Source organism: Coleofasciculus sp. FACHB-1120, assembly GCF_014698845.1.
Classification (GTDB): domain Bacteria; phylum Cyanobacteriota; class Cyanobacteriia; order Cyanobacteriales; family FACHB-T130; genus FACHB-T130.
Genome location: NZ_JACJTV010000003.1, coordinates 256938 through 281082 on the forward strand (window position 1 = coordinate 256938; position 24145 = coordinate 281082).

Here is a 24145-nt window from a genome sequence, read left to right on the forward strand (position 1 = left end):
GTTAATAGTAGTCACCGACTCGCTGTTTGTTAAATTTAATCCTTAGATCGCCGGGAGTGGTTCACCGCTAAATCACCGCTTTCTCGAACTCTTGAACCCCAGCCTGACTAACTGCCGCTGGATCGCCGCTAGCCACTTCCAGACTGTTAAGATAACCCGTCGAATCGCTTGGTGAATCCAATTTCTCACCACTTGGAGGCGGTGAGGCACGGTTGGCAACCGCTGGAGGTAAACGACTTGTCTGGTAATCGATGCCAAGCGCCCTTCTAAATTCAGACCAAAGCTAGAAACCGCAGCTGCACCCTTTCCTAACGTCACCATCTCTCCCAAGTGCAAGTAGCGGAAGCGCCGTAAGCGTTTGCCTGCAATCGCTGCCCAAATGTTGCGAGCAGCACAATCTGCCTGTTGAAAAGCGGCTTGAGCGGTTGCTGGCACCCGTGAGCCACGAGGATTGTAAATTTCCGCCAAATCCCCCAAAGCAAAAACTTCTGGATAGTCAACTAACTGTAAGGTAGGGCAAGAAATCAGTTGTCCTTGGTTATTATGCTGGCAATCAAGTTCGCGCACCCAATCGATCTGACGGGTTCCAGCCGTCCAAAATACTAAATCTACAGGCAAAGTTTTAATCTGACCCTCCCGAATCAGGGTAATTTGGTCAGGTTCAATGCAGTGGATGCTTGTTTCTAACTCTACACCCACACCACGAGTTGATAAAGCACGGTGAGCCGCAGCTTGAGTATGGGCGGAAAAGGTTTTTAAAATTTGATTGCCCCGGTCAATCAGCAGTACCTGCCCTCGTTTCTGTAGCCGGTCGGCGATTTTGCAAGCGAGTTCTACGCCATTAGGACCAGCGCCCGCGATCGCAATCCGAATGCTTTCCCGGTCGGACATCTCAAACTCGCGTAGCTGTTGTTTCAGAAGCTCTACATCCGCCAAACTGCGAAAGGTTTGGGCATAAGTACCAGCTCCGGGAACGCCTTCTAAGCGCGTCTCTCCCCCGACTGCCAAAACGAGGTAGTCGTAAGCAAGACCCTCACCGGATTCAAGCTTTACCTGGCGCGTTTGTAAATCAACCTCCTGAATTGTGTCTTGACAAAACCGAATATTAGTGTTCTTTAATAGCTTTTGATAAGAAGGAGCAATTTCCCACGCTTGCAATTCATCTGTCACCAGTTCGTATAGCAAGGGGGTAAACAGAAAGCGATCTTTCTGCTCAACTAGGGTAATTTCGCATTGACTTGATTTGAGTAAGGGAAAACGGCGCAGGTACAAAGCAGTGTAAAGACCGCCAAAGCCCCCACCGAGAATGCAAATCCGGGTGGGAGTGGCGCTCCCAGAGTTAGAAGGGGCAGAACTGACCCTTCTCTGATGCCTTGTACTGTCTAGCTTGCCGTCCATACCATTGACAGGGGTTTAGATAAATAAGCTTGATATCGAACGCAAATGGCTAAAGCGATTCACTATTGCGGCACTTTAGTTGGGGAGTTGGGTGTTGTCAGTTGCGAAGCGATCGCTGGTTTTAGCTGTTGAACCAGCTCCATTGCCCGGATGGTTCTGGCTTCCGGCTTCAAGTGATAGTGGGTATCGGCAAACAAGCTAGAGTCATCTTTCAAGTTCAACGAGTCTTTTTCGTAGAGCAAAGGAGCGATTTTGCTCAGTTCCTCAGCCGTCTTTTTAACGTTACGAATCGTCTTCTCGTCGCTGCTGTTCGCATATACCCACGGCAATGACAGCACTAAAGTCGCTCCCTTTGCCTCGACTTCTTTGCGGAATTTAGCGATCCGCTGAAGCGCGTGTTTGGATACGGGTTCTTGAAATGTCATCTGCCACCACTTCCCAGCGCGTTCTTTCGTCACTGTGGGGTCGCCACGTTCGTCAACCGGATCGGAGTAGTAGCCGGTCATTTTTCCATTTTCCATCACCTCCAAGCTTGACTTAGTAATTCCTCTTAGAGTGGGAACCCCTAGCATCATTGCGTCTAGAGCCAACTGCTTGGGAGGGATACCTCCTAAACCGGGCTGTCCAATTGCCATCCCAAATGAACCAGAGCGATCGCCCAACCCATCCTCATCCAACAGCAGTAGGTACTCTGGAATCAGAAGTACAATGTCGCCCCGGCGAACTTGGCTCAATACGCTCGGAAGGATGACATCTAGACCAATTGGGCCATCTAACCCCATGTTGAATACGGGAATGCCGAGTTCTTGCTCCATTAGCTTGGTATTCAACGTATAGTGCGCTCCAGAACCACCCGTTATCAGCAGGCGGTGGGGTGCTTCAATTTGGCTTGCCAGCGCCACCTTGCGTTCGTACATAGCACGCAGCCAGCTCAGTTCTCCGCCGTAGCGAACGTTATAAAGGTACCCAACAGACCAGGCTAAGCCAGCAACCGCTATCCAACTCGCAAGCTTTAGAGGTTTCCACATTAGAACTCGAAGTAAATAAATTTAGAGGGGGTATTTGCAGCTAGCAAGATGGTCAAACCCAACAGAACGCGAGTTACCCAAGGAGATAACAGCAAATCATATTCATTCGTCCGTTTCTGCCAAACAGCCAGGTGTTCCAGGAACAATTCCACCGTTGTGAGAAAGAGGATCAAAACTAAGACAGCTCCCTCATTCTGGCTAAAGGAACTCATTGCTTCCCCCAAATTGGAGAACGAGTACGCCCAAGGCGTCACCAGTGTTTGCAGCTTCTGTCCCAGTCGAGTCATATCTGACTCCATGAAGAACAGACAGCCAAGCATCACCGAACCAAATGTTAGCGCCCACGATAAGAACTGAGGCATGAATAGGCGTTCGCCAACGAATCGGTAAAAAGGGCGACCCGCATATCGCAAAACTAGCAGTAACAAGCCATGATAGGCACCCCAAATGATGAAATTCCAAGCGGCTCCGTGCCAAAAGCCTGAGAGCGTAAACGTGACGAACAGATAGAAGGCAGCCCACTGCTTCTTTGCGCCCATTAGGGGGAGGAAAACGTAGTCTCTAAACCAGGTACTCAGCGTCACGTGCCAGCGACGCCAAAATTCTTGGATGCTGGGTGAAGTGTAAGGGGCGATGAAGTTGAGTGTTAGCTGAACGCCTACAAATTTAGCTAAACCTAGTGCGATGAAACTATATCCAGCAAAATCAAAGTAAATCCTCAGAGTGAACAAGTAGATAGATAACCACACCAGCCAGACATTTCCTGTTTCTTGCAAGTTGATGTACGGCGACAAGTTATCTGCCAGTACCAACTTCATAAACAAGCCCAAAGACAGCCACTTGAGACCATCCTCAAAGTTTTCTGCGGAGAACTTAAAGCGGAATGATTCAATTTGAGGAAACAGATCAGCTCGACGCTCAATCGGACCAGCGACGACTTGCGGGAAGAAGGAAACAAAGTTGATGTAATCAACAACTCCAATTGGCTGCTTCTTTTTGCTTTTGAATGAATCCACGACAAAAGCAACCATCTGGAAGGTGTAGAACGAAATGCCTGGAGGAATTGCACCTGCGCCGGGAATGCCGCCTCTCTGCTGCCAACTCTCAGCAACCCCCCCTACAAATAGTCCCAGAACATCTTCCACAAAGAAGTTCACGTATTTGAAGTAGGCAAGGATGGCGACGTCGATCCCGATTACCACGGCTGCGATCGCTTGCGACTCCCAACCTCGACGGCGCAACATCAGCCGCACCATCAAGTAGTTCAAGATAATCTCAAAGGCGAAGATAATAAAGCTGGATCGCGACGCATTTACAAACAGCATCAGCGACAGCACCATCAACCCAATGCTATCAAAGTAATCTCGCCAAATGTTCAGGTACTTGCCGATATAGCGAACCGTGAAGAGGGGAACGCTGATTAAAAGAAGTACCCACCAGAAGGAGAAATCAGAGAAATTCAATTGACTGTTTCCTCCCTATTCTTTAGGGTTTAAAAGTTAGTATCTTATCGAGTTTTTAGCGATTGGTAATTAGTTATCAGGAATGGGTAATCGTTTATTGTCCAAAGTTGAAGATTTACAGTTTCCACAATAACGGACAAAATTTTTAACCAGTTACCGATTCCCAATTACCAACCCATTTATCTTTCTCTAGCTGCCGCTAATCCGGTTCCACAGACCGCCCCAACCAGAAGACTTGGAAGATGCCTCTACTTTTTCAGTTTTGTCGCTACCAGCATCCTTGACATTGCTAGACGCAACTGGAGAAACTGCCGCTGAGACATCAAACTCTTTAACCAAGTATTCAGCAGATTTTTCAATAGTCGGATAATCCCACAGCAGAGTAGAAGGAAGCTCGCATCCTAGCCAATCTTCTAAATCGCCAACCAAGGTGACAGCATCGATGGAATCTAGACCGTAGCGCGTCAAAGGTTCGCGAACATCAATGGTTTTTGCATTGAGTGAAAGTTGCTTAGAAAGCTTGGTAACTAGCCAAGTTTGAATCGCTTCAGCCGGGGAGTTTTCAACAATCATATTGTCGTCTTGTAAATGGTTTTTGCTTAAATCTTCACTAGGCTTGGAGCTGGAGTTCTGAAGCTGCATGGGTTTTCTCCTCTGGTGATTGGGCTTGGGCTAGTTGGAGGGGGACAATCGAAAACATCTTGTTTTCTCTGTCAAGCTTGAGAAGCTCTTGGGCAACATTTTCGATGTAAATGCTAGGAATGATACCTGATGAAGGACGAAAAGTCATCAGCAGTCTGTTAAGACAAATTGCCAACCATTCACCTTTAGCAAAAAAGCCACCTAAGATTTTTCGGTTGTAAACCCACATATGTACACAAGCTGCTGCTGCATGCAATGTGCAGTACTTTTTGGCTAGTTCAAATGACTCTGGAGACTGATCGTGCCCGTATTCAAAGCCTGAGCTTGCCAAGAATTCATCCTGGGCGTCGAGTTCTTCGAGAACAGTGCTTGTCAGTGTTATCAGCTTCTGCAACACTTCAGCATCGACACTAGCATCCGTCTTTAAACCATACAAGTGTTCTAGAGAGATTTCTAGACCTTGTAAAACGTCATCGCATCCCCGACTGAACAGCTCAAATTTCGCCCGTTCGCAGGGCGGCAGCGGTGCTTCTAGAGAAAATCTGGATTCTAGACGCGATCGCAATTTTTCATAAGTGGCAGCATTTCTTTTCGCCCGGTATTTCGCCATCTGACGAAGCTGTAAAATCAGCGCGTGCAAGTTGACAACCGTACTGCCATCAAACACGCTAATAATGGCATTATCTCGAACAACCTTTTGGAAAATCCCTTCATCGTGACCTTCGCGCAAATAAAAGCGTGCCCCTAGAATTACGGAAAGGTTTTGAACAACCTTTTCCACAGCCGTCGGCACAAAATATTTCACGAAGATAGATGAAACGCTAGATTGCTCCGGCGCGACATGAAAACTTCTTGCCCCCGCAATTGTGACACAATCGCAGACCAAAATATCTAAAAAAGCCTCTACTAAAGTAGTCCGAGGGTGGGGAATATCGAAAACTGTTTTGCCATACAGTTTCCGGCCTAGAGCAAATTTCAGCACCGTTCTAAGTGCTGTATCCGCAGAGCCTAAAGAAAAAGCTGCACACAACGTCCGGGTTAGGTGAAAGCCTTTCAGCCCCAATTCTAAACCCGCGCCTTCTTGCCCCAGACGCATTTCTTCAGGCACAAAGCAATTATCAAAACGGATTCCGCTCATGTCAGAACCGCGAATTCCCAAAGTCTTTATCTTAGGAAGATTGGAATAACCCGCTGGATCGATTTCACTTTTATCAACAACAAACAGAGACAAGCTACGTGCCCCGCCACTATCATCTGTTTTGGCAAGCACAACCGAGATTCCAGAAATGGTCGCTCGGTTAATTGGCCATTTTTCCCCATTCAGGAGATAACCACCAGGAACCTTAGTTGCCTGGACATCGCTGCCAACCAGGTCGCTGCCGTGTGCCCTTTCTGAATAAGCAAGACACATGGCACCATGCTTATCTTTAATAAACTTTGCCAGCTTTTGTTTCTGTTCGTGGGTGCCTGCCATCCAAACTAAACCAGACCAGAAAAGCGTACTAAAAGTTATCGATGTCGTGAGGTCACGTCTGGATAAAACTCTAACAAAAGCGACGAATTCCTCATAAGATTTCAGCTCTCCACCATATTCCACGGGGATGTGGTAGTGATGAAGATTCCAGTTATAAAGCCATTCAACGTCTTTTTCTGGAAATTCTTCGCGCTCATCTAACTCCATGACGCTTTTGAAGGACATCACGCTTTCCGGCTGTGTTGGATCGCCTAAATCCTTTTCGAGCGCTTCAGCGACCCAGTACTGTTTTAGTTGATGCATTGAATTCTCCGTGTAATCGGTAATCGGTAATCGGTAATCGCAATTAGCAATTCCCAATCGCTATTTAGGAGTTTGCACTTTCTGTAACAGGGATTCTACTTCTCCCTGGAGACTTTGAAACTTTGCCGTAGCTTGAGGATTTTCGCTCCAATCCGCGACGACATCCAGACTTCCTGCCAAGAAAGCGGCTCGGCAACCTTGACGCTGAATCTTGCCGCTAGAAGTTTTTAGGATACTCCCAGGCTTCACCAATACCACAGCATAAACCTGTAGCTCGTGCTGTTCCGATACCACCTGACGGATGGCTCCGATCACCTCATTGTTGTCTAGATTCTGGGTATGGCGCTCGACTTCCTGGACAATTACCAGTCGCTCCTCGCCGTTCACCATCACTGAAAACGCTGCACCATGTTCGGGTCGAAGCGCTGCATGACTTTCTTGCACCGTCCATTCAATATCTTGAGGATAGTGATTGGTGCCTCGGATGATAATTAAATCTTTGATGCGCCCCGTGATAAACAGCTCGCCATCTTTTAAAAATCCCAAATCGCCGGTACGTAGAAATGGTTCTTCATCTGTATCTGCGATGCGTGCCCGGAAGGTGCGTTCCGATTCTTCGGGTCGCTGCCAGTAGCCGTGAGCCACGCTAGGATCGGATACCCAAATCTCTCCGACTTCATCAGCAGCACATCGGGTGAATTTCTCAGGATGCACGATCGCTATCTTGGTGTCGCAAACTTTAGTTCCGCATCCGACAACTGTCCGCACAATATCTTGATTTTTGGAGGCTGGAACAACGCGATTTTTCTCTAATGCTGCCGGATCGAGATTGCACAAAACGGGCGTTGCGGTTTGTGCAGAGAAGGATACTAATAAAGTTGCCTCAGCCAATCCGTAGGCAGGACAAAAGGCATTCCACTGAAACCCAGATGGTGCAAAAGTTTCGTAAAAACTTTCCATGACTTGGGGGTTAATTGGCTCGGCGGCATTGCCTGCTGCACGCCAACTACTCAAGTCTAGGGTGGCGCGTTGTTCTGGTGTAACCCTCCGCACGCATTGATCGTAGGCAAAGTTAGGACCTTGGCTATGGGTCACTTTGTATCGCGAAATTGCCTGGAGCCAATGGAACGGACGTTTGATAAAGGCGAAGGGTGACATCACGTAGCAGGGGATGCCGTTGTAGAGGGGTTGGAGGAGTCCTTCGACCAGTCCGTAATCGTGGAAGTAAGGCATCCACGCCACAGTTACGCTGTCTGGAGTGTAGCCACAGGCTTTTTGGAGGTTCGCTGAGTGAAACATCACGTTGCCGTGGCTGAGCATTACACCTTTGGGAGTGGAGGTAGAGCCTGAGGTGTACTGGAGATACGCCAGCATATCGCTGGTTGCAGCGGGATCTTTCCAGGTCTCAGCCAGAGACAGGTCTACCTGCTCGGTGTCAATCCAGCGCATTGCCTGAAATTCTGGAATCTTCTCGTCGTACTCTTCAACTAGGGAAAGAATTCCAGAGGTAGTTAGCACCAATGAGGCTTGGGCATCTTTCGCGATCGCTTGCAGTCTAGGCAAAGTTCGCTTCAGTCGCCCCGCTTCCGGTGGGGGTACGGGAATAGCAATCGTTCCAGCGTATAAACAACCGCAAAAAGCGGCAATAACCTCTAGGCCTTGTGGATAAAGCAGTAGTGCCCGCTCTCCCCTTGCATTATGCTGTTGTAGCAAGGCAGCGATCGCTCTCGCTTGACGATCGAGCTGAGCATAAGTGAGCTGGGAACCTTCTTTCTTGCCATCAATCAGAAAAGTATAGGCTACCTTTTCCGGCTGCTGGAGTGCCCTCCACCGCAGCAGTTCAACTAGGGTAGAAAAATTTTGAGTTGTAGAAGAATTAATATCGCCAGGTGTAAGGGTGTTCATAAGTACTAATGGAAACCTGCTAGTTTTATTTGGAAGTGGTCGTGGCACCAGAAACTTGAATAACTAGGCTAACAACTACGATTCATTTTCTTTATTGTTTTTGCTCAGATTTTAAAAAAGCGTCTAACTTGAAAAACCCTGGAAGATACAGATAAAGGTCTTGCAGCGAAAATGCAGTGAAAATATCAATCTAACTTTAGGTAGTTTTCCAATTTTGGTCTGATGTCTATCTTTAAGCCTAGTAATTCTACGAATCTTCACCAAAAAAATATATTTGAATCCCTAGACTAAATACGTCAAATAACTTATCCTACATTGCTTTTCTTGAGATAACACCCGAAAAATCGATGAAGATTCTGTAAAGTTATTTCATTGTTAAACCAGATTAATCTGTCATCTAAATTACAAACCATAAAATCTTTACTGCACCAGCTGGTTTGTCGAAGACGGAACTACCAGCAAAGGGGTTTAACTTCGCTGCCATGCATGACAGCACGGAAGATGACAAAAGTGACAATCCCCTTTACTGGCAAGGACTTCTGAAGCCTAGACTGAAGTAACCTTCTAAAATCTAGATTCAGATAATTTTTTTGACTACGCTTTTGATTGGCAATCAGAAAATATATAAATTCTTTTATATAACTGTCAAGATATATAAAAGAATGTTCTAAATGTATATTTATTTACACAGAGCGGAACAAATATACTGAAAAAGCCAAAGGGGAAGGGATAGGTGACTTCTCAATAAATCTACCAACACAAAGCAAGTGAAGCGAACTATATGAGTCGAACCCGTGAAAAGGCTTAAGAGTTTTTGTCAGTTTCGTATAGATTCAATGATAATGGCACACTGAGGCAGGAGCTTTCCTTCAGTAATTCTCCGGACTCAAAATGGTCCAGGATTGGAGTTGGACAACCTCACCTCTTGCTCTTAGCGGTTGAAACAGCACAGCGACAGCAAGCACAAAAACGAAACCGGCTGCGAGCAGCTTACAGAACCCTTGACTTTCGGTTAATCTGCGGTTTTGTGACTGGGAATGCGATCGCCCTAAAATTCTCTTTGAGGGATTGGTTCCCTATGGGAGATAACGACAGGCTCAGATTGATGATAGATCGGATTGATGAGTGATATTGATTGTGTGTGGCGTCCTCCACCAACCGACTTAGTGCTATCGAGCAATGATGTCCATGTCTGGCGTGCTTCCCTCGACCAATCGGCATTTCACGTTCAGCATCTGCAACAAATCCTTTCTGAAGATGAGCAAATAAGAGCTGAGCGTTTCCACTTCGAGCGGGACAGGAAGCGTTTCATCATTGGGCGGGGTCTGCTCAGGACAATTCTGGGTTGCTACTTAGAAATCAATCCAGTCGAGGTGCAATTTTGCTATGGCTCCCGTGGCAAACCAGCATTGGCTGGAACGCACGCAGAAAGTAACCTTCGGTTTAATTTATCTCACTCTCAGGATATCTGCCTGTATGCAATAACACGCGATCGCCAGATCGGTGTCGATGTTGAATACATTCGTTCTGTTACTGAAGTTGAAGCGATCGCTAAACGGTTCTTTTCGGCGCGAGAAAATGCCGTTTTGCGTGCTTTGCCTGCAAATCAGAAGCAGCAGGCATTTTTAAACGCTTGGACTCGCAAAGAAGCTTATCTAAAAGCAATTGGAGAAGGGCTAGCTCGACCTCTAGATCAAATTGAAGTAACGCTGGCTCCAGAGGAACCAGCGATGCTGCTGAGCATTGAAGGCGATCGCTTTCAATGCGATCGCTGGTCACTCCAAGAACTGACACCGGAACTCGACTACATAGCCGCTCTGGCTGTGGAAGGAAGTGGCACTTGCACCCGCTGCTGGCAATGGGTGGATAAAAACGGCTAAATACTGAGGGTAGGTAGTCGGTGAAAATTCTCACCGCCTCCCCCTGCTTCGCTTTCTAATCTGGTGAAAGTCCCTTTGATGCTAACCATTCTTGATTAAACAGCCGCGACTGATAACGAGCGCCGCTATCGCAGAGGATAGTCACAATCGTATGACCTGGCCCCATCTGCTTGGCGAGTTCTACGGCTGCTCCTACATTGATTCCTGTGGAGCCACCCATAAACAGTCCTTCCTCTCTCAGCAGCCTGTAGACAACCCGTACAGCTTCGGTGTCATCAATTTGGATAGCATCGTCTATGGGTACGCCTTCCATGTTGGCGGTGACGCGGCTATTGCCAATCCCTTCTGTGATTGAGTTGCCCTCACTCTTCGTTTCACCTGTCTTGATATAACTGTAGAGGGCGCTGCCCATCGGGTCTGCTAAGACGGTTTTAACCGCAGGATTTTTTTCTTTCAGGTACATCGCTACACCCGCTAAAGTGCCGCCAGTCCCCGTGGCTGTAACCCAAGCATCAACCTTCCCATCCGTTTGTTCCCAGATTTCTTTTCCGGTAGTTTCGTAGTGAGCTTGTCGATTCGCTAAATTATCAAATTGATTCGCCCAAATTGCGTTTTCCATCTCAGACGCAATTTTGCCGGAGAGCCTCACATAATTGTTGGGGTTGCTGTAAGGTACGGCTGGAACCGGACGGACTTCTGCGCCAAGTGTCCTCAAAGCATCCATCTTTTCCTGAGACTGGGTATCGGGGATGATAATCAGGCATTTGTAGCCCTTAGCGTTGCAAATATGAGCTAAACCGATGCCAGTGTTACCAGCGGTTCCCTCAACGACTGTACCGCCAGGTTTGAGCAAACCTTTTTTTTCGGCGTCTTCAATCATATAAAGTGCTGCTCGGTCTTTCACAGAACCGCCTGGATTGAGAAATTCTGCTTTTCCCAGAATTTCGCAACCTGTTTCATCGCTGAAGTTGTTTAAGCGGATGAGCGGCGTGTTGCCAACTGTCTCTACAAAACCCTTTTTGATATCCATTCTGAAATTACCTAAGTTCTTCCCTATAAAAATTTTGGCGTATCCCGGTAGTCCGACTCGACTTTTACCAAACTTTAGCCATGTTGAGGAAAAATCCAGGTAAAACGCGATCACCACTCACTCTGTCGGGATTATCTAGACATTGCACTTCTCGATCGGGACGATAGATATAAACTTGGCGGTTTTTCCGGTCAATCAGCCAACCTAGCTGGAATCCTGCCTCGCTCATGTATTCGAGCATTTTTTCTTGCAAAGGCTTTAAGTTGTCCGAAGCTGACCTCAGTTCAATCACAAAATCCGGGCAAATGGGGGCAAATTTTTGCTGTTGTTCTGGGGATAAAGCATTCCATCGTTCCAGTTTTATCCATGAAGCATCAGGCGACCTTTCTGCACCCGTTGATAAAGTAAATCCTGTGCTGGAAGAAAAAGTTATCCCGGTACCGTCTTGTTCTGACCATAACCATAGCTGCCCGAATATGTTACCTTCCCGGTTTCCTGTCTCTGAACCAGTCGGGGGCATAATTGATATTTCTCCAGTTTTATTCCGTTCAATGCGTAAGTCATGGTTAATCTGACAGAACTCAAAAAACTGCTCGTCTGTCATTGGCATTGATGGCGGAATTCTCAAAACTAGAGGAGAAGAAAACATTCTGGACTTCCTCGATTTAGCTAGAGTGGGCAAAGCCTACTCCAAAATTTTACTGTTGGCTCACTCAAACCAATGAAAATAGCCCGACGGACGATTAGCTATTAGATCCATCAGGCTATTGTTAATTATCTAGTCAGCAATCTAGTAAGCGATCGCCCACTTACCCCCACTGATCCACCCAAAACTATTTGTCCGGTTGGGGAGTCATCCGCAGGTAAGGCTTGATTTCCGTGTAGCCTTTAGGGAATTTCTCTTTTAACACTTCCGGATCTTTCAGGGAAGGAACGATTACACAATCGTCTCCCTCTTTCCAGTTAACTGGAGTGGCCACGCTGTAGTGATCCGTTAGTTGCAGCGAATCGATTACCCGCAGCAATTCATCGAAGTTACGTCCGGTGCTGGGGGGGTAGGTGAAGGTGAGACGCAGTTTCTTCTGCGGATCGATGACGAAGACCGATCTTACCGTTACGGTGTTGGCGGCGTTGGGGTGGATCATGTCGTAAAGGTCAGAGACTTTCTTATCCGGATCTGCCAGAATTGGGTAGTTAAGACCAACACTCTGAGTTTCTTCGATATCCCCTACCCAGCCTTTGTGGGAGTCAACATCATCGACGCTGAGAGCGATCGCCTTCACGTTGCGCTTGTCAAATTCTGGCTTGAGGCGGGCGACTTCGCCAAGTTCTGTGGTGCAAACGGGCGTGAAGTCGGCGGGGTGAGAAAATAGCACTACCCAGCTATCGCCAGCCCACTCATAAAAGTTGATGGTGCCGTCTGTCGAATCTTGAGTGAAGTCAGGTACTTGGTCGCCTAATCTAAGAACCATATCGAATTTCCTGTGAACTACCTTGAGGAACGATCTTCTATCTTGCCACAAAACCCCAGTTTCCCGGTCGGAGTTTAGCTCTTTATTAAGATTTGGGCAAAATACCTAATTCCCAATTGTTCCAGAGTCGAAGTGGAGTGGGTGCCGAGAGGTAATAAGATGAGAGGATAGAAAACAAAAATTAAACTAATAGTTGAGGACATGGTACCCTCAATCATGCTGTGTCAGGAGGATTTAAGTTTATGAAACGATTGGTTCGTCTGCTGACAGTTTTGGCTATGTTAGTGAGCTGCTTCGGATGGATGGGACTGCCTAAAAGCGCTATTGCAGCCGATTTGATGGGTGTAGCACTGCACTCTTCATCAGTGTTGGCAGCAGTCGAGGCACCCCTCCGGAACCGGGCGGACGATAAGCTAGCCACTGAGTTTGGGAAAAAGATTGACTTGAACAATACCAACGTGAGAGCGTTTCGGCAATATCCAGGGCTGTACCCCACTCTGGCTAGCAAAGTTGTCGATCATGCACCTTACAAGAAGGTAGAAGATGTCCTGCAAATTCCAGGGCTGAGTGAGAGCCAAAAAGAACGGCTCCAAGCTAATCTGGATAATTTCACAGTGACGGAAATAGAATCAAGCTTCGTGGAAGGTGGCGATCGCTATAACAACGGCTACTACTAAAGTGCTGATAAGGTGCTAAGTGCTATAGCCCTGTAAGCATAAACTTAGCGATTTGCTAATCGTGCTGAGTCGTGACTATCCAGGAAAAGATTCCGTAAGTCGGGTGAGCTAAATAAACTCATCTCAAACTCGGAATCTAGGTCACAAAAAGAACATTCGCCCCTCACGACTCGATTTTCATCACCCACTCCTCAATGGAGTGGGTTATTTATTATGAGTAAAAGTATTAAGGAACGTATCGTTGAACTCTATAAGCTCAGAATCTTTATCTCAGCAGGAAATACCCATCCAGTTTGATGTCTTGGTAGTAGGCGCTGGTGCAGCAGGACTTTATGCGGCGCTTTGTCTGCCAGACTCATATCAAGTTGGTTTAATTACAAAGGATTCTCTGCCCCTTTCTGCCAGCGACTGGGCACAAGGCGGCATCGCAGCAGCCATTGACCCGGCAGACTCATCTTCGCTGCACGTTGAGGACACAATGCGGGCAGGCGCGGGTTTGTGTGACCAAAAAGCCGTACAGTTTCTTGTAGAGGAGGCAGCCTCGTGCATTGATTCGCTAGTGGATATGGGCGTCGCCTTTGACCGCAAAGGAACGCATCTCGCTTTGACCTTAGAGGCGGCTCATTCTCGTCCCCGCGTGCTTCATGCTGCCGATACAACGGGTCGAGCAATGGTGAGTACTTTAACTGAACAAGTGCTGCGCCGCCAGAATATCCAAGTGATCTCCAAAGCATTTGCGCTAAGTCTGTGGCTGAATCCTGAAACTGGTGAGTGTCAGGGAATTTGCCTGGTTTACCAAAATCATATTAGCTGGGTAAGAGCGGGTGCGGTGGTGCTGGCGACAGGCGGCGGAGGTCAAGTATTTGCTCAAACGACAAATCCATCGGTAAGTACGGGAGATGGGGTAGCGATCGCGTGGCGTGCTGGGGCTATCCTGCGAGACTTAGAATTTGTCCAATTTCACCCTACAGCCCTCACCAAGCCGGGTGCGCCTCGTTTTTTGATTAGCGAAGCAGTCCGGGGGGAAGGCGCTCATCTGGTCGATTCTCAAGGGCGACGATTTGCCTTTGATTACCATCCAGCCGGTGAACTTGCACCGAGAGATGTCGTCAGTCGAGCGATTTTCAGTCACTTACAGAAAATCGCCGCCGATCCTGCCACAGGTCATGTTTTCTTGGATTTCCGCCCGATTCCAGAAGAAAAGATTCGCCACCGTTTCCCTAATATTATCCAGGTGTGTCAGCGGTGGGGAATTGATCTGTTTCACGAACCCGTTCCAGTTGCGCCAGCGGCTCATTACTGGATGGGAGGCGTCGCCAGCGATCTGATGAATCGCACCTCGATTCCCGGTTTATATGCAATTGGGGAAACAGCCAGTACTGGCGTTCACGGTGCCAATCGTCTTGCCAGTAATTCGCTGCTGGAATGTTTGGTGTTTGGTGCCCAGCTAGCTCATTTAGAAAACAGCCAAAAAGAAGAAGGAAAGACTCGAAAGTATAAAGCAGGAAAGCTGAAGGATGAAAAAACAAAGGAAAAATCGGACACTGAGAGAATGGGAGATATTTCCCCTTTAACTCGCTCTCAGCCCTCATCCTTCATCTGTCATCCTAGTGAAGGAGACAAAATTGAAGCTTTACGGCAAGAGTTACCGCGCTTAGTATGGCAAAGTGCTGGAATTTGTCGATCGCAAGAGGTTTTAGAGAATGCGATCGCTCAAATCGAAGTCTGGCAAAAAGAATTTGCTGCTTTATCTCTGAGTCAGTATCTGATGAATTTAATTCCTGGTCAGAGTGCTAGTCTCGATTTACCCGATGCCGACCAGCAACTGCGAACTTGGGGAGAAACTCACAACTTACTAGATGTAGCGTATCTAATTCTCAAAAGTGCTGCTTTTCGCACAGAAAGCCGAGGGGGACACTACCGAACTGACTTCCCTCAAACCTCGCAACACTGGCAAGTTCACACCTTAGTTCAACACCAGCATTGGTGGAAATCTCCACCACTACAAAACTAGGCAGTTCCCAGAAAGAACAAACTTCTTTCTCCTGACTTTTACCTAATTCAGCGCGTTCCTGCACCTGCTCCATCATTAGGAGGGGGACCGTTATCTTTCGGTTCAAATGCTTTCGTTGCCCTACCAGACTTTAGTGAATTTTGGGTCTTCTCAGCACTCCAAAAGCTATCTGACGGGCTGTTGTTGGCAAGATTGGGGTTGATTTTGGCAGACACCACCTGGGGGCTGAACAGTTGCAACCCAATCAGTAAAGTTGCTATTCCTGCGAGTCGAAAGTAATTACTCATAACACCCGTTACAGTTCCTAGACTTTTGGGAGTGCCACTTTTGGGAGTGCCAGTATTATCAGTATATCCACTGAAAACCTCGGTAGCCAGTACCTTCATTAAATCTTTTTCTTTGCATTTTCTTAATGAAATCTTGAGCTTTCACAAAGATTTTGTAAAGTTTTAATTTGCAGAAGGTAAGGGAAGCAAGGGTTTGGCAGTTGTTTCAGCAATTTTCTGAAAATAGCAGGCGCTTCTGTGTAGTGGTCCACTAAACGTTTATTTTTAGGTTTAGTGTTCAGTATTTTCAACGATAGGCCTAGCAATAAATCCGGAAGATTCTCATAAACTTAATATTTCGTATCTTGGTCATCTCGACAACGAAATCTTTGGCTCAAAAATCATTGAGCCTCTTGCTTTGGTATTAATTGCTAAAAATTTAAAGTTCGCTGTCAAGACATAATAGTCCTAAGATATCTGGCTTTATATAGCACTTTCGCAGAGAGCCCCTTTACATCCCCGCGAAGAGAGCGCATCCGCGTTGCTATGCGATCACTAACGCTAGAAAAAAGTGGGGCTTTTCCGTATGCTCTTCTTAAGGGGTTAGGAGCATCTAGGTTTCAAGCTTTCAGTGCGTAAGTCCTGTTAGAAAAAAATCACTTATCGTAGCCTTGCCAATCTCCATGAATAATTTAATCTTATTTATCGTATAATTAATGATCATTAATGTATTATTGAATTTTCTTTTTAAAGGGTTTTAAGCATCCTTATTGATTCATCTTCGGTTAATAGGAATTAAGTTAAGGACTAAGGAATCATTACACTTTTTATTAACAACAGCAATTAAAGTATAGCTCAGCAAAAAACAGTATCAAAAGAACTCAAATCGATTCCGACCTTGCTCTTTAGCACGATACATAGCAGAGTCAGCATTTTTAATTAAGGTATCCACAGTATTTCCATTGAGAGGGTAAATACTAATACCAATACTGACAGTTAAAAAGATAGTCTGTCCGTTGAGGATGAACGCCTGAGATAGAGTTGATAAAGTCTTTTCTGCGACTCTGGCAGCATCTTGCACTCTACTAATGGCAGGTAAAATTACTGTAAATTCGTCACCACCCAAACGTGATACGGTATCGCTGCCCCGCAAGCAACCCGTGAGCCGTTGAGCAACCATTCGCAACAATAGGTCGCCCATGTCATGTCCGAGCGTATCATTAACCTGCTTAAAGCCATCCAGGTCAAGAAACAAAAGAGCAAACACCTGGTTATTACTACTACTCCATTCTAGAGATTGAATCATGCGTTCATAGAATTGTTTGCGGTTAGGTAGACCAGTTAGCGGATCGTGATAAGCCAGATGCCGCATCTGATCCTCTGAAAGCTTTAATTCAGCGTTAGAACGGATTAACTCTGCCGCCGTTTGCTTCAGTTCTTCTTCTATCCGCTTGCGTTCAGTGATGTCTCGGATGACGCCAACTAAAAAGATATTACCAGCAGCATCTTTGTGGAGCGATCGCTTGGTAGCAATTAAGTAAGTCGTGCCCAAGATATCCGTAAATTCTTCTTCATTTTCTTGCTCTTCACCCCCTTGAAATACTTGCTCATTGTGCTGCCAAAAAACCTCAGCCTCATGTTTAGGAAAAAAATCATAAGGAGACTTTTTAAGTAAGGTTTCTAAAGGATAGCCAATAAACTTACAATATGCCTGGTTTAAAATAATCCAACGATGTTCTTTATCTTTAACAAAAATTGGGTCGGGGATAGTATTAATTACCTTCTGCAAAAACTCTTTAGATCGCTTTAACTCCTCCTCCAAATAAGCTAGATGAGTCACAATTGCGATCGCAGATCCCCCAAGCCCCAGAAGTGGAGGGATCAGTGGTATCCACCAACCGAAGAGAAAGGCGAGGTAAGAAATACCCAGCAACCCAGCCCCAGCCAATAGAATACTTAGACCAGACTTCCTGGAGAGACGCGATTGCCAGCTAATACAAGCACCTATCCACGACCAAACCAGAATCCATAAGGATTCCGCTAGATCGGGCCAAGTATTGATCAAGGGGCGTCCGTCTAGGGCGGCGCTCAGGATCGCACTGGTAAAATTGGCTTGGAGTTCAACACCTGAAATCCTTTGTGCGCTTTGGTTGAGCCTGCTGCTGTAAGGGGTGTAGAAAAAATCCTGGAGGCTAAGTGCGGTTGAACCAATCAAAACAATGCGATCGCGCAGAAGGCTGGGTTGTACGCGGTTTGCCAGAATATCTACCATTGAAACAATCTGAAAGCTATTGGGCTGCTTAAAGTTGGCTAATATTTGATAACCTGTAGCATTCGCCTTCACATAAGCCCCATCATTTGACCTGAAGGTTGGAAAGACGCCCTTTCCTAGTTGTAGATAATCGGGGTTTACCCGCGACGGACGAGGAGTAATTCCTTTTTCCTTCAAATAAATTAACGCCAACTGGAGCGCAAAACTTGTATATAGCTTGTTATTTACGTGTGCATATAAAAAGCTACGGCGCACTTTCCCATCAGCATCAATGAGTACATTATTAAAACCAACTTGCTTGAGAAGGTTTAATACTGGGGATGGTGCGACGCCCAAGCTTTTTTCAGGTTTCAGTAGTTCAATCCCGATTAAGTTAGGGATAGTTTGACCAGCTTTGATGAATTCTTCATGACCGGGTGGGACAGGGAGATCGCGATAAATATCTAAACCAATCGCCCGTGGCTCAAAGGCATTTAATTTTTGCAACAGAGTTGCCATGACGCCGTCAGGAATGGGCCATTGTCCTACCTGCTTTAAGTCTTTTTCATTAATTTCGACAATTACCAGGCGCTGGTCTATGGGTTCTGGAGGACGCAAACGAAACAACTGGTCTAAGGCTGCCAACTCCCAGGGCTGAAACAGCCCAGCCATCCGCAAGATAATGATGCAGCTGGCAACAGCCGACGAAGCGATCGGGATCCGGCGATCTTGTTGAAGCCGTTGCTTCAATCTTGCCCATATACTTTTTTTTAGCATCGACCTGGTTGCAGGATTATGCAAACAATTTTGCTGTGTACACCCTCGTGATACAACTTCCCTAAATAGGTGTGGATGGCTCGGAAAAAACTTTAACTCTTTTCAATTAGGAGACTTTTTCAGGCTCAGGATAGTGCAACATAACTAGCTCGTGAAAAGATCCCTCACCATGCCAAGATTTTGCCGTTAAAGTATTCGGGCTTCATTTTAGCAAATGTCGAAAATGCCAAATACTTCTACGGCAAATATCTTTTCCAGTTCGGGTGACATCCCTATTTCCTAGGTCAGCCAAATTTAAAGCCCTGGCAAGGAGTTCTGAAAGTTGCGCGGACCTGTGTAGCTCGATAAATCAGCCAGCTTTTCTAAAGATTTCACACCAGGCTCGACCAATTTACCGTTGACTTCCCAGCTAGGGTAGCTTTGAATCCCTGCTTTTTGGCAGATTTCTGCCTGCTGCTGTGGTGCTTTGGGATCGGCACACTCAATATAATTGATTTGGCTGAATGCCTCTTTCCCGAACAATTGTTTTTGATCGTGGCAGTGAGAACACCAGAAAGCCCCGTACATCTTTGCTCCTACCGCTTCAAGATGTTTCGCTAAAGCAACTTCTGCGGAGCTAGAGACGGTGGTAATGGGAAATGTTTGCGATCCGGCGGAGCCATCCCCTGAAGCGACGGGTGACTTCACAGTGGCATAGACGCCCAGAGTACTAACCAGGGCTACCATTCCTACGATGATGCCGGTAAAAAATAGTTGTCCCCAGTCTTCCCAAGCGCGACCGATCAAGGTCAATACTAACAAGCTAAGGGAGAAGAAAGCGGAGGCAAGACAGTAGAGACAAGCAGCTTTGATTTCAAATGCCAGCAAATACATCAAGTAGCCGCTGAAGACCGTCATGGCGGTGCCACCGGCAAACAATAACAGCCATGTCCAGTGGTCTAGTTGAGAATGCAGGTCTTTATTTTCAACTGGGTTGACTGCCATTGGAGCGAGGGCAAAAGCGACCATGCTGAGATAAGCCAGTAAGCCAAACAAAGTTAAGGGAAAACCAAAGATACTGGCGTAGGGGCTGGAGAGGACTTGATCGCACCCGCTGGTGGGACAGGCAGCAGAGCCTCCGGTTAGCTTGACTACGGTTAGATAGCCTGTCACTAAGGCACCTAAAATAGCGATCGCCGCAATCAGTAGACGGGACCAGCGATGAATCCAAGGAGTAGAACGTCGGCGGCTCATGTCAAAACTGAGGTAGGAGGACTGAGAAGAGTGAATTGAAAACTGAGGAGTGAAACTTTAGCAGGCGAGAGGGCTTAGTCAAGAATTTTGAGATGTTAGTTTTCTGGAGTTAATTAAAAAACCAACAACTAAAAACTAACAACTAACAACTACAACTAACAACTAATAAGTGACCGAGGACACTGGCTTGGGTTCCGCTTTGCCTGCAAAGCTGCGTCGGGTTGCCTCCACAAATTGGCTGACCCGAATCGGATCGATGGGCTGCTCGATCCGCCCGTGGCGCTTTAGAGAGCTGGAAACAATCACGCCATCTGCGGCTTGCATCAGCGTAGAAATATTTTCCCAGTTGGCACCACTGCCGATAAATACGGGCGTCCCATTGGCAGCGGCGGTGGCTAGTTCCAAGTCTTCTTGAGTCGGAGGGCTACCCGTCGCCCAGCCACTTAAAATGACGCCATCTGCCAAACCCCGCTCAATCGTCTCTTGCACTGCTGTGGTTAGATTTGGGGTACCTAAGGGGCGACCGTGCTTGACTAAGACATCTGCCAAAATTTTTACATTGCTGCCCAATTCTCGACGGTAACGGAGCAATTGATTCGCCTCTCCCTCAATCAGCCCTTGGTCAGTTGCCATGACGCCAGTGAGGACGTTAACGCGGATAAACTGAGCGTGGACGCAGGATGCAATTGCGATCGCGCTATGAGCATCATTGCGTAATACATTAATGCCCACAGGTAACGTCACCAAATTCATCAGCCGCTGGACAATGAGTGTCATCGCACTAACGACCGCTGGATCTACCTGGTTTTTGGTAAAAGGGGCATCGAAGAAATTTTCCACAATAAGGCCGTTCACACCGCCCGCTGACAGCGCTGTTGCTTCCTGTTCAGCTCGATCGATTACCGCTTTCAAGCTACCTCCCCAGCGGGGAGATGTCGGCAGCGGCAGAAGATGAACCACGCCAATGATGGGATTCGGTGTCTTGAAGATTTGATTTAAGTCCACTTGTCTACCTGAAAACACCGGCGCATTCTTGCAACACCTGTTGGTTATTCTCCTTCAAGCGGCAAAAATAGCAGTGAAATGAATCGCATCTCGGATGATGCCATTCTAGAATTTTATCTAGAATGGAGACAGGGGAAGATACCACTATCCAGTTCCCGATTCTGGTTGGTGAGTGGAAGATAGATTCTTCAACGACTCACCTCCATCTCCATACTCAATCCCCCCAGTTTGACAACCAACGTCCAACTGGGTAGTAAACTGCTGTGCCTAGAATAGGGTATAATATTTTGGCTTCAGCTTTCCCCAGATTTTCTTTAGCTGTATTTAAACCGCATGGGCAATAAGCCAACAATTGCAATTTCTCACTTGGGCTGCGAAAAAAACCGTATTGATACCGAACATATGTTGGGTCTATTGGTACAAGCTGGGTACCAGGTAGACAGTAATGAAGAATTAGCAGAATATGTTATAGTTAATACATGTAGTTTTATTGAGGCGGCAAGGGCAGAATCTGTCCGCACCTTAGTAGAACTGGCGGAAGCGAATAAAAAGATTGTAATCACAGGCTGCATGGCGCAGCACTTCCAGGAGCAGCTGCTGGATGAATTACCAGAAGCGGTTGCCGTGGTGGGCACCGGCGATTATCACCAAATCGTCGATGTGGTTCAACGAGTGGAAGGCGGTGAACGGGTCACGCAAGTTTCAGAGCTGCCGACCTACATAGCCGATGAAACAACGCCTCGCTACCGCACGACATCGGAAGGTGTCGCGTACCTGCGGGTAGCGGAAGGATGTGATTACCGCTGTGCGTTCTGCATTATTCCTCATCTCCGGGGAAATCAGCGATCGCGCTCCATTGAATCCATCGTCGCCGAAGCCCACCAGCTAGCCTCCGAAGGAGTCCAAGAGTTAATTCTCATCTCCCAGATCACCACCAACTACGGTCTGGATATTTACGGGAAGCCGAAACTAGCGGAACTTCTAAGGGAATTGGGAAAGGTAAATATTCCGTGGATTCGGATGCACTATGCCTATCCCACTGGCTTAACCCCAGCCGTGATCGAAGCAATTCAGGAGACTCCTAACGTATTGCCTTACTTGGATTTGCCGTTACAGCACTCCCATCCGGAAATTCTCCGCGCCATGAACCGACCTTGGCAGGGACAGGTCAACGATCAAATTATTGAGCGGATTAAGGCAGACCTGCCTGATGCTGTGTTAAGAACCACGTTCATTGTCGGATTCCCTGGCGAAACGGAAGAGCATTTTGCACACTTGCTACAGTTCGTCCAACGCCATGAATTTGACCATGTAGGTGTGTTTACTTTTTCCCCAGAAGAAGGTACCCCTGCCTTCACCTTGCCCAATCAACTGCCCCAAGAAGTCATGGATATCCGTAGGGATGCCCTGATGGAGGTTCAGCAGCCAATTTCATTGAGAAAAAATCAAGCTTGTGTCGGCAAGATTGTTGATGTCTTGATTGAGCAAGAACATCCAGAGACGGGGGAATTAATCGGTCGCTCTGCCCGATTTTCTCCGGAGGTAGACGGATTAGTCTACGTCCAAGGCGACGTTCCATTGGGTTCTATAGCATCAGTGGAAATCACAAGCACTGACATCTACGACCTCTATGGTCATGTCGCCAAGCCCGAAGCATGAAGAATAACAACTCAAGAATGAAGGCTGAAGAACCAAGGCAAGTATTATTTCATACTTCATACTTCATACTTAAAAACTTCATACTTCGCCATTTACAATTCGCGAACACTAACAACTAACAAGAAATTATGACCCTTTCGTTCACAAGCCTAGGCCTTTCAGAAGCTCGCATTCAGCAACTAGAAAAACTAGGCTTTACTGCACCCACACAAATTCAATCCCAAGCCATTCCTCATCTGTTGGCTGGTCGGGATGTAGTGGGACAATCCCAAACCGGAACCGGCAAAACAGCGGCTTTTTCGCTGCCGATTTTGGAACGGATCGATGTCAAAAATCCCGCAGTCCAATCCCTGATTTTGACACCTACGCGGGAACTAGCTCAGCAAGTGGCTCTGGCAATCCGTAGCTTTAGCAGCGATCGCCGGTTGGGCGTGCTGACAGTGTATGGCGGTCAAGCCATTGACCGCCAAATCCAGCGCCTCAGACAAGGCGTTCAGATTGTCGTTGGAACCCCAGGACGGGTGATTGATTTGCTCAATCGAGGGGATCTCAAGCTTGAGCAGGTCAACTGGCTGGTGCTGGACGAAGCCGACGAAATGTTGAGCATGGGCTTTATTGACGATGTGGAAACCATCCTCAAGCAAGTTCCTGCCGAACGTCAGACGGCATTTTTCTCGGCGACAATGCCGCCGACGATTCAAAAATTGATTGCAAAGTTCTTGCGATCGCCGATGAACGTCTCCGTGGAGCAGCCCAAAGCCGCTCCCTCCCGGATTAACCAAGCGGTGTACATGGTGCCCCGTGGCTGGTCAAAATCTCGCGCCTTGCTGCCCATCCTAGAACTGGAAGATCCCGAATCTGCCTTAATCTTCGTGCGGACACGCAAGACAGCCGCTGAACTGACCAACCAACTGCAAGCTGCCGGTCACAGTGTAGACGAGTACCACGGCGACCTCAATCAACAAGCCCGGGAACGGCTGCTGATGCGGTTCCGCCAACACCAAGTACGCTGGGTAGTTGCTACCGATATTGCGGCGCGGGGTTTAGACGTTGACCACCTGAGCCATGTGATCAACTACGATCTGCCAGATAGCGTGGAAAGCTACATCCACCGGATCGGTCGCACGGGTCGCGCTGGTAACGCAGGAACAGCCATTTCCCTGATTCACCCAATGGATCGCCGAAAGTTGGTGCTAATTGAGCGCAAAGTTCGACAAACCTTGAAAATTGTCCAAATCCCCACACGGGCGGAAATTGAAGGGCGACGTCTGGAAAAACTGCAAGCTCAAGTACGCGAAGTATTGAGTGGGGAGCGCATGGCTTCGTTCTTGCCCGTTGTGGCACAACTGAGCGAAGAATACGACGCCCACGCGATCGCAGCAGCAGCACTGCAAATGGTGTACGACCAAACTCGTCCCTCTTGGATGTCCAGCGAACAAGAGGCACAAATGGACGACCGAGGAATGTCTAGCAAGCCGAAGCTGATCAAGCGTCCCAAACCAGAAGCGAAAACCGAGAACACAGAAGTCAGAAGGCAGAAGCCCGAAGAAATTCGCAATTAAGTAGCTTAGGTAAGGAAAATTTCTCTTAGCTTCTGTTTAAGGAGAGACAATAAGTGACAGGGGTGAACTTCTCCCCTTCTCCCCTCTCCGTCTGTTTGAAAAGGGT

18 protein-coding genes are annotated in these 24145 nt (G+C 47.2%); 5 read left to right on the top strand and 13 right to left on the bottom strand.

Translation table 11 applies throughout. From position 1 onward, the window contains the following. Positions 1-72 precede the first annotated feature (72 nt). The 6 genes from H6H02_RS04925 to H6H02_RS04950 form a co-directional block, all read right to left on the bottom strand. Positions 73-1398 carry an NAD(P)/FAD-dependent oxidoreductase gene (locus tag H6H02_RS04925; protein ID WP_190815217.1) on the bottom strand — a complete coding sequence of 442 codons (1326 nt, stop codon included), beginning with the start codon at positions 1396-1398 and terminating at the stop codon, positions 73-75. A 62-nt stretch (positions 1399-1460) separates the two neighbouring features. Beyond that, on the bottom strand, positions 1461-2426 hold the full coding sequence (locus H6H02_RS04930; protein ID WP_190815219.1) for a hypothetical protein: 966 nt from the start codon (positions 2424-2426) through the stop codon (positions 1461-1463). Further along, positions 2426-3889 carry an MBOAT family protein gene (locus H6H02_RS04935; RefSeq protein ID WP_190815221.1) on the bottom strand — a complete coding sequence of 488 codons (1464 nt, stop codon included), beginning with the start codon at positions 3887-3889 and terminating at the stop codon, positions 2426-2428. The genes H6H02_RS04930 and H6H02_RS04935 overlap by 1 nt, the downstream gene beginning before the upstream one ends. Before the next feature lie 189 nt (positions 3890-4078). Further along, complete coding sequence (locus tag H6H02_RS04940) at positions 4079-4531, bottom strand: acyl carrier protein (protein ID WP_190815223.1); 453 nt, start codon at positions 4529-4531, stop codon at positions 4079-4081. Beyond that, positions 4500-6308: an acyl-CoA dehydrogenase family protein gene (locus H6H02_RS04945; protein ID WP_190815225.1), complete on the bottom strand. Its 1809-nt coding sequence runs from the start codon at positions 6306-6308 to the stop codon at positions 4500-4502. The genes H6H02_RS04940 and H6H02_RS04945 overlap by 32 nt, the downstream gene beginning before the upstream one ends. Before the next feature lie 60 nt (positions 6309-6368). Further along, entirely contained in the window at positions 6369-8213 is a 1845-nt protein-coding gene (locus H6H02_RS04950) for a fatty acyl-AMP ligase (protein ID WP_190815227.1), read from the bottom strand. 1121 nt (positions 8214-9334) lie between these two features. Here H6H02_RS04950 and H6H02_RS04955 point away from each other — a divergent pair. Further along, the gene (locus tag H6H02_RS04955) at positions 9335-10093 is read left to right on the top strand and encodes a 4'-phosphopantetheinyl transferase superfamily protein (protein WP_190815229.1); all 759 of its coding nucleotides are present in this window, start codon (positions 9335-9337) and stop codon (positions 10091-10093) included. A 55-nt stretch (positions 10094-10148) separates the two neighbouring features. Here H6H02_RS04955 and H6H02_RS04960 read toward each other — a convergent pair whose 3' ends face one another. The 3 genes from H6H02_RS04960 to H6H02_RS04970 form a co-directional block, all read right to left on the bottom strand. Then, complete coding sequence (locus H6H02_RS04960; RefSeq protein WP_190815231.1) at positions 10149-11123, bottom strand: cysteine synthase A; 975 nt, start codon at positions 11121-11123, stop codon at positions 10149-10151. Between the two features lie 64 nt (positions 11124-11187). After that, positions 11188-11772 (bottom strand): Uma2 family endonuclease, encoded by a 585-nt coding sequence (locus H6H02_RS04965; protein ID WP_190815233.1) that lies wholly within the window; start codon positions 11770-11772, stop codon positions 11188-11190. Positions 11773-11956: 184 nt separating this feature from the next. Then, positions 11957-12595, bottom strand: coding sequence for a peroxiredoxin (locus tag H6H02_RS04970; protein ID WP_190815235.1), 639 nt, complete (start codon positions 12593-12595; stop codon positions 11957-11959). Positions 12596-12837: 242 nt separating this feature from the next. Here H6H02_RS04970 and psbU point away from each other — a divergent pair, with 242 nt between their 5' ends. Then, positions 12838-13272 (top strand): photosystem II complex extrinsic protein PsbU, encoded by a 435-nt coding sequence (gene psbU / locus H6H02_RS04975; RefSeq protein ID WP_190815237.1) that lies wholly within the window; start codon positions 12838-12840, stop codon positions 13270-13272. Between the two features lie 241 nt (positions 13273-13513). Then, positions 13514-15286 carry an L-aspartate oxidase gene (gene nadB, locus H6H02_RS04980; protein ID WP_190815239.1) on the top strand — a complete coding sequence of 591 codons (1773 nt, stop codon included), beginning with the start codon at positions 13514-13516 and terminating at the stop codon, positions 15284-15286. Between the two features lie 47 nt (positions 15287-15333). Here nadB and H6H02_RS04985 read toward each other — a convergent pair whose 3' ends face one another. The 4 genes from H6H02_RS04985 to btpA all read right to left on the bottom strand — a co-directional run bounded on the left by H6H02_RS04985 (position 15334) and on the right by btpA (position 20818). Then, positions 15334-15672, bottom strand: a complete 339-nt coding sequence (locus tag H6H02_RS04985) for a hypothetical protein (protein WP_190815241.1) — start codon at positions 15670-15672, stop codon at positions 15334-15336. 751 nt (positions 15673-16423) lie between these two features. Further along, complete coding sequence (locus H6H02_RS04990) at positions 16424-18580, bottom strand: CHASE2 domain-containing protein (protein WP_190815243.1); 2157 nt, start codon at positions 18578-18580, stop codon at positions 16424-16426. A gap of 294 nt (positions 18581-18874) precedes the next feature. Then, positions 18875-19813: a vitamin K epoxide reductase family protein gene (locus H6H02_RS04995; protein WP_190815245.1), complete on the bottom strand. Its 939-nt coding sequence runs from the start codon at positions 19811-19813 to the stop codon at positions 18875-18877. Positions 19814-19975: 162 nt separating this feature from the next. Next, positions 19976-20818: a photosystem I biogenesis protein BtpA gene (gene btpA, locus H6H02_RS05000; protein WP_190815247.1), complete on the bottom strand. Its 843-nt coding sequence runs from the start codon at positions 20816-20818 to the stop codon at positions 19976-19978. 333 nt (positions 20819-21151) lie between these two features. Between btpA and rimO the strand changes: the two genes are divergently transcribed. Both rimO and H6H02_RS05010 read left to right on the top strand, forming a co-directional pair. Continuing rightward, positions 21152-22477, top strand: a complete 1326-nt coding sequence (gene rimO, locus H6H02_RS05005; RefSeq protein ID WP_190815249.1) for a 30S ribosomal protein S12 methylthiotransferase RimO — start codon at positions 21152-21154, stop codon at positions 22475-22477. Positions 22478-22605: 128 nt separating this feature from the next. Continuing rightward, positions 22606-24039 carry a DEAD/DEAH box helicase gene (locus H6H02_RS05010; RefSeq protein ID WP_190815250.1) on the top strand — a complete coding sequence of 478 codons (1434 nt, stop codon included), beginning with the start codon at positions 22606-22608 and terminating at the stop codon, positions 24037-24039. Positions 24040-24145: the final 106 nt, after the last annotated feature.

What these genes read in the sequence shown, in the direction of transcription:
- H6H02_RS05010 (WP_190815250.1), top strand. Translation starts at nt 22,606, where the DNA reads ATGACCCTTTCGTTCACAAGCCTAGGCCTTTCAGAAGCTCGCATTCAG.
- H6H02_RS04985 (WP_190815241.1), bottom strand. Translation starts at nt 15,672, where the DNA reads ATGAAGGTACTGGCTACCGAGGTTTTCAGTGGATATACTGATAATACT.
- H6H02_RS04995 (WP_190815245.1), bottom strand. Translation starts at nt 19,813, where the DNA reads ATGAGCCGCCGACGTTCTACTCCTTGGATTCATCGCTGGTCCCGTCTA.
- psbU (WP_190815237.1), top strand. Translation starts at nt 12,838, where the DNA reads ATGAAACGATTGGTTCGTCTGCTGACAGTTTTGGCTATGTTAGTGAGC.
- H6H02_RS04965 (WP_190815233.1), bottom strand. Translation starts at nt 11,772, where the DNA reads ATGTTTTCTTCTCCTCTAGTTTTGAGAATTCCGCCATCAATGCCAATG.
- H6H02_RS04925 (WP_190815217.1), bottom strand. Translation starts at nt 1,398, where the DNA reads ATGGACGGCAAGCTAGACAGTACAAGGCATCAGAGAAGGGTCAGTTCT.
- H6H02_RS04955 (WP_190815229.1), top strand. Translation starts at nt 9,335, where the DNA reads ATGAGTGATATTGATTGTGTGTGGCGTCCTCCACCAACCGACTTAGTG.
- H6H02_RS04970 (WP_190815235.1), bottom strand. Translation starts at nt 12,595, where the DNA reads ATGGTTCTTAGATTAGGCGACCAAGTACCTGACTTCACTCAAGATTCG.
- H6H02_RS04950 (WP_190815227.1), bottom strand. Translation starts at nt 8,213, where the DNA reads ATGAACACCCTTACACCTGGCGATATTAATTCTTCTACAACTCAAAAT.
- H6H02_RS04960 (WP_190815231.1), bottom strand. Translation starts at nt 11,123, where the DNA reads ATGGATATCAAAAAGGGTTTTGTAGAGACAGTTGGCAACACGCCGCTC.
- H6H02_RS04940 (WP_190815223.1), bottom strand. Translation starts at nt 4,531, where the DNA reads ATGCAGCTTCAGAACTCCAGCTCCAAGCCTAGTGAAGATTTAAGCAAA.
- H6H02_RS04990 (WP_190815243.1), bottom strand. Translation starts at nt 18,580, where the DNA reads ATGCTAAAAAAAAGTATATGGGCAAGATTGAAGCAACGGCTTCAACAA.
- rimO (WP_190815249.1), top strand. Translation starts at nt 21,152, where the DNA reads ATGGGCAATAAGCCAACAATTGCAATTTCTCACTTGGGCTGCGAAAAA.
- H6H02_RS04930 (WP_190815219.1), bottom strand. Translation starts at nt 2,426, where the DNA reads ATGTGGAAACCTCTAAAGCTTGCGAGTTGGATAGCGGTTGCTGGCTTA.
- H6H02_RS04945 (WP_190815225.1), bottom strand. Translation starts at nt 6,308, where the DNA reads ATGCATCAACTAAAACAGTACTGGGTCGCTGAAGCGCTCGAAAAGGAT.